Below are 14,319 nucleotides of genomic sequence, written 5' to 3' on the forward strand. Positions count from 1 at the left end.
GCTTTTGTTCTTTCTAATCAAGAGAACGTTTCTTGTAGAATAATTTCATAGCCATGAGCAGAAGCATTTGGCCTGCAAAAATGAGCCAAGAAGAGTTTTCCCCTGTCTTAGGCAAGGCATGACCTGAAGCAGCTGCCTGCTTATGATTTCCAGGGCTAGCACTTCCAGCATTTCCAGTAGTTCCAAGAGCTGTATGCTGAGGATCTCCTGCTTGTCCAGTAAGCGGAGAGCGAGCGAAACGCTCCTCTGTGTGAGCCAAAACAGATTGGTAATAACGAATATCTTCTTCCTTATTTTGCTCAGCATATGTTTGAGCTAGCAAGTCGTATGTCGCCTTAGCTTGTGCTTGAACTGCAGTTAAAACTGCTACTTTTGCTTCTTGATCTGTTTGGGCTGTAAGAGCTGCTTGGTAAGCAGCCTGAGCTGCGGCTAGTTTAGTTTTAGCTTGTTCCAAGTTTTCTTCTGCATTTTCAAGATTTGACAATGACTCTTTAGCCATTTGCAAAGCTGCTTCAGCATCTGTAACAGCTTTTTCAAGAGTAGTCTTTCTTTCTTTTGCTGCATTCAAAGCTGCGTCTAGCTGAGCCAACTTATCTGATTCAGTTTTTAGAGCTTCTTGAGCTGCGGCAACTGTCGCTTGAACAGCAGTCAGAGCTTCTTGGGCCTGAGTTAATTTTTCTGCTTTAGTCTTGTCATCCAAGTTTGAGTTTTGCAGGGCTACTTGTGCTACTGCTAAAGCCGCTTGATCAGCTGCCAACTTCTCTTGAGCTGCAGCAAGAGCTGCTTGAGCCTGAGCAGTTGCTGACTCACCTGCTTGAGCTTGGGCCTGAGCCAGTTGCTGGTTGGCTTGTTCTAGAGCTGCAGCCTTCCGATTGTAAGTGGTTTGAGCAACTCCTTTAGATGCCAGAGCCAGTTGATTAGCCTTGAAGGCAGCGTCATAGGCAGTTTGAGCCTGAGCTACTTCCTGCGGATCTACTTTTGCTGTTGCAGCTTTGCCTGTAATCGGGCTGTCATTGAAGTTCTTTTTGCTGGCATATTTGACCTGATCTTCTGACACCATAGTGAAATGAGCCATAGTGATGTCGCTTTCCATTGAGAAATCAACACCCAGATAGTTTTTCTGACGACCAGTATTGAGACCAGAGATAGATGTAGCATGCAGCCATTCATAGCCATTAAACATGAATTCAACAACGGAATCATAGATTCGTCTCTTCATTTCAGCCACACTCATTTGGCCAGCTTTTTCTCTCCAAATATAAGCGTTTTCATAATACTGGAGACCTTTGCTCTCTTGCTCAGCACTTGTGGTCATTAAACCATATTCACGCGCTACGCGGTTAATTGCTTTAGCATCGTGATGGTATTTCTCCATCAAATCCCAGTTCCAGTTGTCTTTGCGGTATTCTGTCGCCACCTTATCAGCGAAATCAATTGAAGACGGTGTCACAACTACTTCGCCTGTTCCCATCTGAGCACGCAACTGGTTGATGAGTTCTGAAGCAAACTGTGAAAGTTCCTGACGAACATTCTGTGGAATATTGTTGGTATCAATCAAAGCTTTGCTATCTGTAGGATCTGCTACATAACGATTGAGAGCCTTAGCACTGGCATTAAGTGCAGCCAGTCTATTTTGAATCTCATTAGTTTTTTGCTTTGATAAATTCGGTGCGATTAGCTCTCTCAAGGCTGCAATGTATTCCGGCGTCATAGACACACGGTTTTTATTGCTAGAAGCTTCAGTAGTAATTTTTCCAGCTTGAGCCTTTTGCAAAGCCTGTTGAGCTTGGTTCAAGTCTGACTGTGTCTTCTCAGTCGCAGCAGTTTTTTCCTGCAAGTTCTTTTGAGAAGCATCACGAGCCGTCTTAGCTTGAGTCTGGTTGGTCTGAGCTTTTGCAACCTCAGCCTGCTTCTGACTGTCAGTCTGACGAGCTGTAGCTACTTTTGCTTGAGCTGTTTCAACAGCAGACTGGTCAGCTGCCACCTTGTCTTGGGCTGCTTTCACATTTTTTTCTGCTTTAGCTGTAGCGTCCCCACTTAGGTTGGCCTGAGCTTCCTTCACGTCATTTTGAGCTTTAGCAAGACGTCCTTCTTGAGTTTTCGCTTGCTCTTGAGCTTCTTTAGTCTTGGCTGCCTGGGCATCGCGCTCAGCTTCAGCCGTCTTAGTTGCTTGGTCAGCTTTAGCCAATTCTGACTTGTTGCTGTCCACTTGAGCTTTTTGATTGCTCTCTTCTTGCTTAGCTGTTTCAATAGCTTCCGGACCAGCTTTATCAGCTGCCTCCTGTGCCCGGTTAGCTTCAGCTTGTGCTTGCTCGACCTGACTTTGAGCGGCAGCAGTATTTGCTTGAGCTTGAGCCAAATCAGCTTTCCCTTGTGCAACATTGCTGTCGGCTTCTTGTACAAGAGCCTGAGCAGCATCTACCTGTTCTTTCGAAACAGATTCATCCTTTTGTGTGTTTTCTGCCTGTGGTTGGCTTTGACTAACGGGCGCATCAGAATAAGACTGATTATCAACTAATTGATCAGCCTGAACTCCTTCTGCGAGCACCAAAGACAATGCCGCTGCACTGACAGAAAAAGCACTAAGTGTCTTTTTCATTGTCAATATAATCTCCTCCACTTTTTCATCATTGTTAAAAACATTGACAAACACATTCTACCATGTTTGTCTTCTGGAAGGAAGACGCTAACACATTTTTTTAAGCATTTTTGGACAGATACATAAAAAATGTTGGACAAAATCCTAAAAAATGTCGGTAAAACCACCTATAATTTTTACCAATCGACCTCAAATTCAATTTCCAGAGCATCTTAATTTTTTTATTTTTGCAATTCAAAGACAGCCATAAAACTAAAAAATATGTAAGATTGATAAGAAAAAGGCCGGAACTTTGTCCAGCCTTTTTGTAGCATCCGCTTATTAACGGCGATATTGGCGCAAGAAGCGCGTCATTTTTTCTTGGATTTGAGCTAACTCATCTACTCGAGGCAGATAAACGATTCGGAAATGATCTGGGTCCTTCCAGTTAAAGCCTCGTCCATGGACGAGAAGGACTTTTTCCTGCTTGAGGAAATTGAGCACAAACTGCTCATCATCGTCGATATGATACATGTTCCGGTCAATTTTCGGGAAAATATAGAGACCAGCTTTAGGTTTTACAGCTGACAGTCCCGGGATGTCCTGAATAGCCTGATAGATGAAATTACGCTGCTCATAGATACGACCACCTGGCAAAAGCAGTTCATCCACAGATTGGTGACCGCCAAGTGAGGTTTGGACGACTTGCTGAGCCAAGACATTGGAGCACAGGCGCATGTTGGAGAGCATGTTTAACCCTTCGATATACCCCTTAACATGGTGCTTAGGTCCAGATAATACCATCCAGCCAACACGGAAGCCTGCGATTCGGTGCGACTTAGAAAGACCATTCATACTGACACAGAAGATATCAGGAGCCAGACTAGCTACAGACGTATGGACATTGCCGTCCATCACCATGCGGTCATAAATTTCATCCGCAAAGATAATGAGATTGTTCTGGCGAGCAATTTCCACAATTTCCAGCAGCAGTTCCTTAGGGTAAAGTGCTCCTGTTGGATTATTAGGGTTGATGATAATGATAGCTTTGGTATTAGATGTGATTTTTGACTTGATATCGTCAATATCTGGATACCATTCTGACTGCTCATCACAAACATAGTGAACAGCATTCCCACCAGCCAGACTGACTGCAGCCGTCCAGAGTGGGTAGTCTGGCATCGGTACCAGCACCTCGTCCCCGTCATCCAGCAATCCCTGCATGGACATGACAATCAGCTCGCTGACACCATTTCCCAGATAAATGTCATCAATATCTACATTAGGAAAATTCTTAAGCTGGCAATATTGCATAATGGCCTTACGGGCTGAAAAAATTCCCTTGGAGTCAGAGTAGCCCTCACTGTCACGCGCATTCATAATCAAATCATGAATGACCTCATCCGGAGCGGTAAAACCAAATTCAGCCGGATTCCCTGTATTGAGGCGGAGAATCTTTTCACCATTGGCCCGCATGCGCATAGCTTCATCCAAAACCGGACCGCGAATATCATAGGCAACATGTTCCAGCTTGCTGGACTTGTCAAATTCTTTCATTCTTATTTTTCCTCTATTCATCAGAATGTTATCATTATACCACCAGAAAAAGCGATTGACAACAAAAAAATAAGCTCACTTTTCACGCGATTATGAAGCGATTTATAAGATAAAGAGCACTATTCCTTTTCTAACCCCTCAAAGTAAAGGAATCTTTTTCTGCTTGCAATTTTCTGACAGCATTTCCATTTTATCTTTACTTTTTTTCTGAAAAGGGTTACAATAGAAACAAGAAAATAGTTGCAAATCACTCGGACGTTATGGACTGATTGATTTTTGGTCAGCCCAATCATTCTGTGAATGATGCGACGTCCTTTGCCGACCATTTTAGAGGAGGTAGCTCTATGACTCAGAAATATGAAAACATTATGGTTGCTGTGGATGGTTCTCACGAATCCGAACTAGCTTTTGAAAAAGGTGTTAACGTAGCTCTCCGAAACGGCTCTCGTCTCACTATCGCCCACGTCATTGACACCCGGGCTTTGCAAAGTGTCTCAACCTTTGATGCAGATGTCTACGAGGACTTGCAGGAAGATGCCAAAAAGCTGACAGCTGAGTTGAAAGAAAAGGCTCAAAAATCCGGTATCAAATATGTTGACATTGTCATTGAGATGGGCAATCCTAAGACTCTCTTGGCTACAGATATCCCAGAAGAGCACAAGGTAGATCTGATTATGGTTGGTGCTACCGGTCTCAATGCCTTTGAACGGCTGCTAGTCGGTTCTTCCTCCGAATATATCCTGCGCCACGCCAAGGTTGACTTGCTGGTGGTCAGAGACCCAGAAAAGACTTTATAAAAACTAGAGCAGTTCAATGACTGCTCTAGTTTTTCGTTTATGCGAGGTATTTTTATCTATCTTAATCTGTATTCCATTTCTGAAGACTTCGTTTACATTTTGCAAATATTTTTTAGAATTAGACTGTAAATTATTAAATTGATTTCCATGTTTGAAAAAATAATTTATATACTCACCACCCATTTTCGTGATAAAATTTATCAACTATCCCCAGTCGTAATCAGAAATAGCTGAACTATTTTTTGTTTCTCTTAAGTCAATCCCTAATTTTCTTAATGCGGCTAAGGACATATGCTCCAAACAAATTGGACCTAAAACTGAATCTTCCATCGAAAGTCTGACTGAAATTTCTTTTAGTTTATTTATAACATCAACATCACAGATATCACTATCAACGACTTCTCTTATTATGTGATAAGACACAATTGGATTTAAATCTATATTATTTATTAAATCATTATTTTTATAGGCTTTAGTTTTAATTTTTTTAAGAATATTCACCATTAAATTATTTTGTTACTGTTCCAGCAAATAATCAGCAATTGTTTTCGTTGAATCTGATATGACTTCATTAACTGTTTTTCTTGTTCCAAAGTCGTTATGCCAATAATGAATATCTGATAAACCACCGCGTGGTGGAAAAAGTTCTTGATAAAGAGTAAATTTTTCCCTTGTACTTAGCTCGTCATTGGTATTCAAAGATTTTTTTAAATATTTTAAATCCTCTACTTGCGGATGAACGTTTTTAATCTTATATCTGTCAATTATTGATAACAAATCATCAATTGCTTTTAAAACTGTTTCTAACATACTAATATTTTCCTGTCCTAGAGTCATATTCAAAACGTTTTTACTCGAAGTTAGGATCGTGTTTGCTTAACAAATCTACGAGACGAAAAGGGCAAGGAAAGCATCCTACCCTAAAATTCTTTATACTATATCAATCTTCTAAAATCACAGGAAAAATATCTTCCCCTCTATGCATTTTTTCTTCCATTTCTTTCCACTCTAAAACCAATTTATATAGTTCATCAGTTGAAATAAAGCAAGGTTCCCCAAGACTTTCATCATCCATTTGATAGTATACTTCTGTTTCTTCTTTACCTATATCAATATTTAGCATATTACCGCCAAAGTCTGATTCTTCTTTTTGACCAGTAACAACTGCCTCTAATTCTTTTTGAATATGGGTGTAAAAATTATGAACCTCAGAATTTAAAAAGTCTGACAATGATTGAAATTTTTGATCAGTAAACTTCAAAATTAACATTATATCATTTTCTTCATTTCCAAAAACCAAAACTGAATATGTTCTCTCCATTAACCTTACCTCTAAACTCATTTTACTCCATTGGGAATGCTGATATAATCTTTCCATCAGATTCTCTTATATACATTCCAATCTTTAATCCATTATGACTTTTTCCAATGTATGTGTTTCCATAAGCTAAAACTTTATTAGAATATGCCTCATTAATGGTATCTACAGATTCTCTGCGAGCTTACTTCGATAATAGATTTCAGCAGCACCGGATAACTTCATATCATTGACAGCCTTGTCTATAGCATGTTCTTGTGGTGTCCGACAATCACTCTTTGAAACAGTCTGAATCTCTTGAGCCTTCATCTTAGCAGACCAACTCATATCTATGCCATCAGTAGAGTAATTACCCTCACTGCCTACCAATACCTGACTAAGCTGCGTCGCTCCTTGAATAGCTAAACCCAAAACCTGCAGACTATCTGTGAAATAGCGGCTAATCAGCTCTAAACTTAGAGGAAAAGGGCAAAAGATTTATCTCGCCCTTTCACTTTTTACGACAACAAACACATATATATCTATTTATCGGGATTTTTTTATCTTTACAGACTGAACTAGGGGAATTTAAAACCTAACTGAATAGATTGTCTTTGTTAGTAGTTTGTATTTAACGAAGTTCTGCCCGTACTTCCATCAGAATTTTCCCCAGCATATTTTTTCCTGTACCATCGCCACCATCAGCCCAGTAGCTATCATTTTTCGTATGTTCAATGATGATACTATCTCCAGTCTCTAATAAATCTTCCATAATTACTGTGTTTTGACGGAATTTCTCACGAACAGCATAACGCATAATATCATCCTTGACATCTTCCCAGTCCTTTCGTAACGGATTATGGCGATTGCGTCCCTCCAAAGCAGCATCCATAGGTGACTCCAGCAGGCGAATTTTTTCCTGAATTTCTGGAACCAAGAATTTCTGAGCCTGGAAATAATGTTCCGATGTAGGCCAGATTTTATTTCCATCCGAAAAAGGATAAGGAGCAAAATTGGACATATAACCGTAAGCATCGTTTACCTTATAGAATTTAATTTCCTTCATTCTCTTCCTCCAATCCGAAATCAGCTAGTGATTTATCTTTCTCCTCCAGAAGTTTTTCCACATAATCAGGTTCTATCTCTAAAAACAGTTTCAAAGTATCATGAATTCGCCAATAATTATCTTCTGGCTTATCCATAATAACAGATAGAAAGTGCTTTAGGTAAGGGATATATTCAGAAAAGCCATTATCTTCAACTAGATAGTAAAAATATGAAAGATCATAATAACCTTTTTCCGCCTGCTCTATAATTTTGCAGACATAAGGGAATATGTCTTGCCTTGCTTTATCACCATTGCCAATATCTGATTGATTAGCCCAATAGCTAGTAAGAGCATCTAATATAATTCGATTTGTATCATCATAACTATATAGCCGATGAGGAATGTAGCCTTCCAATTTCCCTTCAACAAACATCTGAGTCAACACATCAAAACCTTCTTTCAGCCCCCAAATAGTTAAAAGCCTAGAAGCTTTATAGCGCAAAAAATCATCATCGCTAGATAATAAAGAGATAAGTTTGTTAATCGTTTCTTCTGGCACATCTTCTAAGTCAACTTCTTCAAGCAAGTCTGCGTAGTCTACACCATTAGGGACTTTGTAAAATAGATTATCAAGTTCTTCTCTAGTCATTTTTTCTCCTTATTCAAAAGTAAAATATTCGGGTGGAATACTTCCTTTTATCAATACTTCCCCATCACGTTTAGTATTGAATAAATCTTTTTTAGCATCATTTAGCCTTCTCGTATTTATATCATTTGGATTTTTATTATATCTCACTTGTGCTTGGACAACTCGTTTTTGCAAATGGTCAACTATTTCTTGGTGTGTTATAACTTCTACGTTTTTAAGTTTTCCTGTCTCAATATCATGCTGAATTTGCTTGGAATCAATCCTTATCCTATCTGATCCATAATTTTTGGGAGTTGTACTGAATTCTGGATCTGTTGTTGAAATATAAGGTGTACGATCAGAATTACCACCTCGTATTTGAGAATGGATAGGAAGATCTCCCTCAGGATTTACTGACACTAGATAACCATCCTCATTGATATAAGCTTTAGGGTTTCCTTTATAATTTCGAGTATCATAGAAATTGTTATCGTTTCGAGTTACAAAATCCGGAACAGTTTTTTCAGTAAAAGCTCTAGTATTCACTTTAGCAGCCGGCACCACGCTCTGAGTCCTTACCGCATCCTTAATCTGATAATACTCATTAATCTGGGTATCAGCCCTTTGTATTTGTAAATCCTTATTATAAGCCCGAGTACTCCAAGCTGCTGCACTTACCATTAGGAAGTCATAACCCGCTTTTATACTCGGTGCGTACCTGGTATAGTTTGTGGCATAATTCAGGAGTTCCTCATCAGCCTCTTTGCCTGTGACTGGATCAAGGCCCATTTCAGCGATATACTCAAAACGTTTTTGCTCGAAGTTAGGATCGTGTTTGCTTAACAAATCAATGATACGAAAAGGGCAAGGAAAGCATCCTACCCTAAATTCTTTATACTAGATTAATCTTCTAAAATCACAGGAAAAGTATCTTCCCCTCTGTGCATTTTTTCTTCCATTTATTTTCATAAGCAAAATCCTGTGATTTTAAAGTTTCACTAACAATTTTTTTGAATTCTGCTTTGTTCATTTGTAGGCGGAATCTAAATATTCCTTTAATGTCAAAGGAAGTCTTCGTTTTAAGTGAGGATACATTTCCAAATAGTCATCAATCCCTTTCTCAAAGGCTGGTTTAATAAACTTCTCTGTATTCTCTGAAAGACTTTCCTTCGTCAGATCAGATAGTTTATAATCTCCAAGCATTTTGTCGTTATCATTGTAAACAAAGCGACCTCCAAAATCTCCAAAGCCATGACTCAACTTCTCTAATTTTTCATGAAGCTTTTTTATAAAAAAGCCGTAATTGATATAAAAAGAGTTCTCAAAGTTAGATTTTTGAAAGCCAACAAATACCTTTAAATCAGTATTTTCAAATGTATAATATTTATTTTCATAAGCAAAATTTTGTGATTTCAAAGTTTCGCCAACAATTTTTTTGAATTCTGTATTATTCATTAAAAATTAGAAGCCCAGATATTCTTTCACACGTTTTTTACAAAGAAACTTGAAGTGAGGGTACAACTCAAAATAGTTTGCTAGTCCATCATCAAAGGCAGGATGAATCAACATTTTGATATTACTATTAATAGAAGCCACTAAACTTTCTGAGGTTATCTTCTCTAGATTATAGCTATCTAGGTTCTGATAAACAAATCTACCACCAAAGTCTTCCAAACCTTGTTTATATAGAGGTAATTTCCCATCATAAATGCCTTTGATTAAAAAGCCGTAATTGATATAGAAAGAGTTCTCAAAGTTAGATTTTTGAAAGCCAATAAATACCTTTAAATCAGTATTTTCAAATGTATAATATTTATTTTCATAAGCAAAACTATGTGATTTCAAAATTTCGCCAACAATTTTTTTGAATTCTGTTTTGTTCATAATTTACCTCTTTATTAGTAAGTATCTAAGACACCCTTATCTTTCATAAATACAATTCACTCAACAAGACTTTAAAAATTGTGAGAAAGGCTCAGGAATTAAAATAGCTTCTGAAAACAAAACTGGAACATATTTTTCTGGATTTCTAAAAACCACTTCCTGATAAGTATTATCTTTTTTCCATTCAATACGGTCGTATTCAATTTGCTCATCGCTAGAATTAATAATAATAAGTATATTCTCTCTCAATCCAATTGAGATAATATCATTCAATAAAGCAATGTTATAATTTTTCTTTAGGCAAAAGTATGAAAATATTCTACTCACTATTGCATCTTCTTCTAAAAATGATTGTAGTAATTCAATTAAATCTATTTTATCCATCTTAATTTCCTTTATTTTTGTAATGGAATTCTAACAATTTCCCCATTATAGGTAGTCTTCAAATATGGCTTTCCATGTATATTATCTGTCGCATTCTCATATCCATAATTTAATTGCCATGAATTTCCTTTACCGTCATAATATCTCACTCCATCGCCCCTTTTCAAAGGCGCTTTCCTATAACCTTGAAGTTCATTGTCTAAAAAAGCTTCAACACTTTTAATATTCGCGTTATCAAAGCTATCTATATCATTCAAATTAAACTTCAAATTATTGGAAACTTCTACGCCTCCAGTGTTTATAGCAGGAGCATCAGTATTCCCTCCTGGATTAATCTCCGACACCATCGACTGACTTCCCATAATTGTCTTAGTTTCAACTTTCGGCAATTCTAGTGTCCAATTCTTTGATGGAAGTTGAGGACCAAAAACTGTCTGACTACTTACGATTGGATTCCTTAACTCACCTGCAAAATTTGTATCAATTCCATAAACAGGCTTCCCATTGTAGACTTGATGCCCCACATAAGATCCAACCATCATATCTGTCCAAGCAACCGTATCTGGAATAGCTTTGACCCATCCGTAGTTTTTTGCTGTGATGATTTCAGCTTCTGTAGCCGGTTCATTAGTACTTGGATTTTTTCCTGTTTCAAGAATATATTTATTCCGCTTTGCAGCGTAATCTGGATCACGCCAATCAATCGGTTCAGCGTTCATTAATTGGTTGAAGCGAACATAACTATAATCTTTCTTTGCTTTTTCCTCATCTGACATGAAGATATAGTCAAATTCGATACTTATTCTTCCACGTAAAAATTCTGGATACTTATCCGCTAGCTCAACTAACGACATACCATCTACTTCTTCTTTATCAGATGCTAGAAGATTTGCCTTCATTTTTTTTGAACTTTCACTTTCAATATATATCGCACCTCCCCCTTCTCTCAAATACTGATATCGAGAATAAATATAATTAATTTGTTCTGCAGTCAAATCGGCTCTTTGAGGAAAGTTATAACCAGTATTGAGATAGCTTTCGTACTCACTGATAAGTTTACCATATCGCTCTTCCATCTTGGAAAATGACAATTCGTCAATATATTTCACGAAAGACTGTTGACTCTTCGTCTCCTCTATTCTCTCCTGCCGCTTAGTCCATCCAGTATTGATGGTACCTTTCCAGCTGAGATCAGCATCTCGGCGAGGAGGAAGATAAGTCTGAGTAGATGCATCCCAGCTCTGTGCTGCCTGAGACAGGCCAGTAGATGCGGCTACTAAATAAGTCTCTGCTTCCGCGAAAATAGTTGGCGAACTCTCATTAAAAGTAAGCAAATTATCCAGAATTTCTTGGAAGACTTGCCTAGCACTTTCTGCAACAGCGATGGAAGCACTGAAATCCACAATAGACATACCCTTATTATTTGAATAGAGTTGCGATTTGCGTTCCAACTCTGCCAGTTGCTGTTCTGCAAAACGAATTTTCTCTTCCAGTTCTGATTGGCGCCAGCTCTTACCGTCTACTTCTGCCGTGTAGTTACTAACAAAATTTTGACAAGCTAAGGCTATCGCTTCCTGATAGAGAATGACTCCCTGAACAATCGGGATGACCGTTCCGACAACATGATTTTTGGCAGAATCATACGCTTTACCTTTTAGTTCATCCTCATTATGAAAAGCTGATAAAACGCTTATTAATTTAAGATTCTGCCCCAAACATTGTTCAACCGCTCTTCCAAGGCTTTCTGCCTGCGTTCGAGCAGCTTCTAAATACATATCAATACTCATCCTTACTCCTCGCCAGCTAAGGCACGCTTCTCTTTGTAGACTTCTTCTAGTTGATTTTCTGCGTTTTGATGAACTTTCCGCAGTTTTTGTATCTGATCCTCTATATCAAGCTTTAGCCGTCTACTTCGATGAGAAAAATCTAGCTGATAATCTGTTATCTTACTGTAATATCGACTTCCTTCGAAATCATAAGACAAATCATGAAACCACGTCCCCATAGAATCCAACTGACACAATACATCTTCTTCTTGAGTTTTTGCCTGTCCCAACTTTTGATAGAGTTCCCATTCATGATCAGCAAGCCTCCGCTCCTTGGCCAACAAGGCAGTCCATCGCTTATCTTCCTGCATTGATTATTCCTCCAAAGCAGTCAAGGTATTCAGACCTAAATCTTTTTTAGTGACTGTCGGTTCCTTTTTAGGCGGTAAATAGTTAGTAGTCAGACTTTGACGAATCATAGCATCCTTATCCTCAAACTCTGCTGCTACACTATGAACATTCTGAATAATACTTGTAATGTGTGCCCCGAGCTGCCCTTGTAGGTTCTCAACATTTGAAATCCCTGCATTTGCATTAGAATTTCCAGCAACGGTTGTCTGCGAATCTCGAGTAATAGCCATCATCTGCAGGAAATTTGCATCTCCGATTGCTGTTGCATGACGGGCTGCTGTTGATAGGTCGCTCTTAACTTGGTATTGATCCATCCGTCCTCTCCTCTACATTTTTTTCTTATTGTACCATAAAATAAAAAAAGAGCAAAAAATTTCTGCTCTCCAAACATTTATTCTTTGTTTTCTTCTTTCTGCTCTATGGTACGCTGGTAGGCCTGAATCTGTCGTTCCAGTTCTTCTTTGATAGCTCCTTCAGGAGCGTATTTTTCTTCCCAATCATCTGGTTTGAGAATTTTATGGGTGACGGGGTCAAAGTGAGCCTTCCCATCTGGGAAAATCTTGCCCATATTAGCCCGATGGACAATATCGAATAGTTGCTCTGGATCTACTCCCATCAGTACAAAACTGCCATAAGTAAAATAAAGAGTATCAATCAAGGCATCTACCTGACCGACTAGAGAAACCTCAGCCTGACTCTTGGAGCGAACCTTGTCAGCAGCCTTGTCAAGCGCTTGATGGAGATAGGCTACAGAACTGTTAAAGTCTTCCTCTGAGTTACTAGCTGCTCGCAGAAACTCAACCAACTCTTCTAGCTTAAAACCTGCCCGATAGCGAGCGTCCTGAGGCGACCAAGCAATCGGCTCTTCCTGAGTGCTTTCATCCATGACACTATGGAACTCTTTAACCTTATTAAAGTGATGGTCACTGCTGGTAAAGACCTTTTCCCTCGCTAGGATACCAAAATGCTCCAAAGCCCTGTGAATCCCATCCTGACTATTGCTGCTAGTTGTATGCTTGGCCACTTCCTTGACCGAGCTGGTGCCATTTCCCATAGCAATGGAGAGACCAACTCCTGATAACATTTCCAAGTCATTGTCAGAGTCACCGAAGGCCATGACCTGATGAATGTCAAAGCCATATTCCTTGCCTACTCGGCGAATCCCCTCTAGCTTAGACGTGTCTTTATTGATAATATCGACCGCATAGGGGCTACTGCGGGTAAATTTCAAATCAGGAAAGTCTGCTTCAATCTTACGGCTTTCTTCCGGGCTGGCCAAAATCAATGCTTGGTAAATCGGCTCTTGTATCAGCTGTAGAAGATCCTTTTCATGCTGGGGCAAGGCCTTGCTGATGACCTTATTAAATCCATGACTGACTGTTCGCGCCATTCGCTTAGGGATGAAGCGGCTAGTCCACTGGGAGAAAGGGCTCATGCCGAAGGACATAATCTTGGAGCCCAGCATAGCCTCAGCCGTCCCCAAGGAAATTTCTTTCCGATGCTTCTTAGCATAGGCGATTAAATTCCGCAAACTCTGCTTGTCAATAGGACTGGCAGAAATTACCCTGTCTCTTGAAAAAATGTATTGGCCATTATAGGTCACAGCAAAGTCTAAGTCCAATTGCTCCATAAAAGGTTTGACAAAGAAAGGACCGCGGCCGGTTGCCAAACCGACTAATATTCCTTGCTCCTTTAAACTCTGAATAGCCTTTTCTGTAGATTTCAAAACCGTTCGACTGTCATTGACCAGTGTCCCATCAATATCAAAAAAGACGGCCTTTACTTCCATTGATTTTCTCATTCTTTCCTTTTATGATACAATAAATTATAACACAAAAATGACATACAATCACATGAATTGCAGAAAAGAAAAGCTGGAGTAATACCTATGCAACAGGATTGAAAACTCTATGAAAACAGAATGTAAGTTTTCGAATCTGCATCATGACTACAAGGAGAAAAAGGATTT

18 protein-coding genes are annotated in these 14,319 nt (G+C 39.0%); 1 reads left to right on the forward strand and 17 read right to left on the reverse strand.

Going from position 1 to position 14,319, the window contains the following annotated elements:
• Positions 1-13: 13 nt before the first annotated feature.
• Positions 14-2,653: an SEC10/PgrA surface exclusion domain-containing protein gene (locus PCY71_RS05000; RefSeq protein WP_048772545.1), complete on the reverse strand. Its 2,640-nt coding sequence runs from the start codon at positions 2,651-2,653 to the stop codon at positions 14-16.
• Positions 2,654-2,920: 267 nt separating this feature from the next.
• Complete coding sequence (locus tag PCY71_RS05005) at positions 2,921-4,135, reverse strand: pyridoxal phosphate-dependent aminotransferase (protein ID WP_032912518.1); 1,215 nt, start codon at positions 4,133-4,135, stop codon at positions 2,921-2,923.
• 344 nt (positions 4,136-4,479) lie between these two features.
• Here PCY71_RS05005 and PCY71_RS05010 point away from each other — a divergent pair, with 344 nt between their 5' ends.
• Positions 4,480-4,932, forward strand: coding sequence for a universal stress protein (locus PCY71_RS05010; protein WP_002896311.1), 453 nt, complete (start codon positions 4,480-4,482; stop codon positions 4,930-4,932).
• 204 nt (positions 4,933-5,136) lie between these two features.
• On the opposite strand, the gene PCY71_RS05015 is transcribed toward PCY71_RS05010, so the two are convergent.
• From PCY71_RS05015 to PCY71_RS05080, 15 genes are all read right to left on the reverse strand, one after another.
• Entirely contained in the window at positions 5,137-5,436 is a 300-nt protein-coding gene (locus tag PCY71_RS05015; RefSeq protein ID WP_002910434.1) for a hypothetical protein, read from the reverse strand.
• Between the two features lie 12 nt (positions 5,437-5,448).
• The gene (locus tag PCY71_RS05020) at positions 5,449-5,742 is read right to left on the reverse strand and encodes a hypothetical protein (protein ID WP_032912520.1); all 294 of its coding nucleotides are present in this window, start codon (positions 5,740-5,742) and stop codon (positions 5,449-5,451) included.
• Between the two features lie 130 nt (positions 5,743-5,872).
• A complete protein-coding gene (locus PCY71_RS05025) occupies positions 5,873-6,274 on the reverse strand; it encodes a hypothetical protein (protein WP_032912631.1) in 402 nt (133 codons plus the stop codon).
• 1 nt (position 6,275) lies between these two features.
• The gene (locus PCY71_RS14960) at positions 6,276-6,410 is read right to left on the reverse strand and encodes an EndoU domain-containing protein (RefSeq protein WP_080556616.1); all 135 of its coding nucleotides are present in this window, start codon (positions 6,408-6,410) and stop codon (positions 6,276-6,278) included.
• A gap of 5 nt (positions 6,411-6,415) precedes the next feature.
• Positions 6,416-6,661, reverse strand: coding sequence for a hypothetical protein (locus PCY71_RS05030; protein ID WP_002910442.1), 246 nt, complete (start codon positions 6,659-6,661; stop codon positions 6,416-6,418).
• A 199-nt stretch (positions 6,662-6,860) separates the two neighbouring features.
• Positions 6,861-7,295 (reverse strand): NADAR family protein, encoded by a 435-nt coding sequence (locus tag PCY71_RS05035; protein ID WP_002910445.1) that lies wholly within the window; start codon positions 7,293-7,295, stop codon positions 6,861-6,863.
• Positions 7,282-7,926 carry a hypothetical protein gene (locus PCY71_RS05040; protein ID WP_002910447.1) on the reverse strand — a complete coding sequence of 215 codons (645 nt, stop codon included), beginning with the start codon at positions 7,924-7,926 and terminating at the stop codon, positions 7,282-7,284. The genes PCY71_RS05035 and PCY71_RS05040 overlap by 14 nt, the downstream gene beginning before the upstream one ends.
• A 9-nt stretch (positions 7,927-7,935) precedes the next feature.
• Positions 7,936-8,694, reverse strand: a complete 759-nt coding sequence (locus PCY71_RS05045; RefSeq protein ID WP_239683260.1) for a hypothetical protein — start codon at positions 8,692-8,694, stop codon at positions 7,936-7,938.
• Between the two features lie 237 nt (positions 8,695-8,931).
• The gene (locus tag PCY71_RS05050; RefSeq protein ID WP_125342767.1) at positions 8,932-9,360 is read right to left on the reverse strand and encodes a DUF4304 domain-containing protein; all 429 of its coding nucleotides are present in this window, start codon (positions 9,358-9,360) and stop codon (positions 8,932-8,934) included.
• A gap of 6 nt (positions 9,361-9,366) precedes the next feature.
• Entirely contained in the window at positions 9,367-9,789 is a 423-nt protein-coding gene (locus PCY71_RS05055) for a DUF4304 domain-containing protein (RefSeq protein ID WP_002910450.1), read from the reverse strand.
• A 60-nt stretch (positions 9,790-9,849) separates the two neighbouring features.
• Positions 9,850-10,173, reverse strand: a complete 324-nt coding sequence (locus tag PCY71_RS05060; protein WP_002898147.1) for a hypothetical protein — start codon at positions 10,171-10,173, stop codon at positions 9,850-9,852.
• Between the two features lie 11 nt (positions 10,174-10,184).
• Entirely contained in the window at positions 10,185-11,960 is a 1,776-nt protein-coding gene (locus tag PCY71_RS05065; protein ID WP_002910451.1) for a hypothetical protein, read from the reverse strand.
• 2 nt (positions 11,961-11,962) lie between these two features.
• Complete coding sequence (locus tag PCY71_RS05070; protein WP_002910452.1) at positions 11,963-12,310, reverse strand: DUF3958 family protein; 348 nt, start codon at positions 12,308-12,310, stop codon at positions 11,963-11,965.
• A gap of 3 nt (positions 12,311-12,313) precedes the next feature.
• Positions 12,314-12,664: a TIGR04197 family type VII secretion effector gene (locus tag PCY71_RS05075; RefSeq protein ID WP_002910455.1), complete on the reverse strand. Its 351-nt coding sequence runs from the start codon at positions 12,662-12,664 to the stop codon at positions 12,314-12,316.
• Positions 12,665-12,741: 77 nt separating this feature from the next.
• Positions 12,742-14,139 carry a Cof-type HAD-IIB family hydrolase gene (locus PCY71_RS05080; protein ID WP_048774157.1) on the reverse strand — a complete coding sequence of 466 codons (1,398 nt, stop codon included), beginning with the start codon at positions 14,137-14,139 and terminating at the stop codon, positions 12,742-12,744.
• Between the last annotated feature and the right edge of the window lie 180 nt (positions 14,140-14,319).

This window comes from Streptococcus sp. SN3 (genome assembly GCF_030439905.1).

Bases quoted from the DNA above. Each gene is read 5' to 3' on its own strand.
- PCY71_RS05005 (WP_032912518.1), bottom strand. From the start codon at position 4,135: ATGAAAGAATTTGACAAGTCCAGCAAGCTGGAACATGTTGCCTATGAT.
- PCY71_RS05010 (WP_002896311.1), top strand. From the start codon at position 4,480: ATGACTCAGAAATATGAAAACATTATGGTTGCTGTGGATGGTTCTCAC.
- PCY71_RS05015 (WP_002910434.1), bottom strand. From the start codon at position 5,436: ATGGTGAATATTCTTAAAAAAATTAAAACTAAAGCCTATAAAAATAAT.
- PCY71_RS05020 (WP_032912520.1), bottom strand. From the start codon at position 5,742: ATGTTAGAAACAGTTTTAAAAGCAATTGATGATTTGTTATCAATAATT.
- PCY71_RS05025 (WP_032912631.1), bottom strand. From the start codon at position 6,274: ATGAGTTTAGAGGTAAGGTTAATGGAGAGAACATATTCAGTTTTGGTT.
- PCY71_RS05035 (WP_002910445.1), bottom strand. From the start codon at position 7,295: ATGAAGGAAATTAAATTCTATAAGGTAAACGATGCTTACGGTTATATG.
- PCY71_RS05040 (WP_002910447.1), bottom strand. From the start codon at position 7,926: ATGACTAGAGAAGAACTTGATAATCTATTTTACAAAGTCCCTAATGGT.
- PCY71_RS05045 (WP_239683260.1), bottom strand. From the start codon at position 8,694: ATGGGCCTTGATCCAGTCACAGGCAAAGAGGCTGATGAGGAACTCCTG.
- PCY71_RS05050 (WP_125342767.1), bottom strand. From the start codon at position 9,360: ATGAATAATACAGAATTCAAAAAAATTGTTGGCGAAACTTTGAAATCA.
- PCY71_RS05055 (WP_002910450.1), bottom strand. From the start codon at position 9,789: ATGAACAAAACAGAATTCAAAAAAATTGTTGGCGAAATTTTGAAATCA.
- PCY71_RS05060 (WP_002898147.1), bottom strand. From the start codon at position 10,173: ATGGATAAAATAGATTTAATTGAATTACTACAATCATTTTTAGAAGAA.
- PCY71_RS05065 (WP_002910451.1), bottom strand. From the start codon at position 11,960: ATGAGTATTGATATGTATTTAGAAGCTGCTCGAACGCAGGCAGAAAGC.
- PCY71_RS05070 (WP_002910452.1), bottom strand. From the start codon at position 12,310: ATGCAGGAAGATAAGCGATGGACTGCCTTGTTGGCCAAGGAGCGGAGG.
- PCY71_RS05075 (WP_002910455.1), bottom strand. From the start codon at position 12,664: ATGGATCAATACCAAGTTAAGAGCGACCTATCAACAGCAGCCCGTCAT.
- PCY71_RS05080 (WP_048774157.1), bottom strand. From the start codon at position 14,139: ATGGAAGTAAAGGCCGTCTTTTTTGATATTGATGGGACACTGGTCAAT.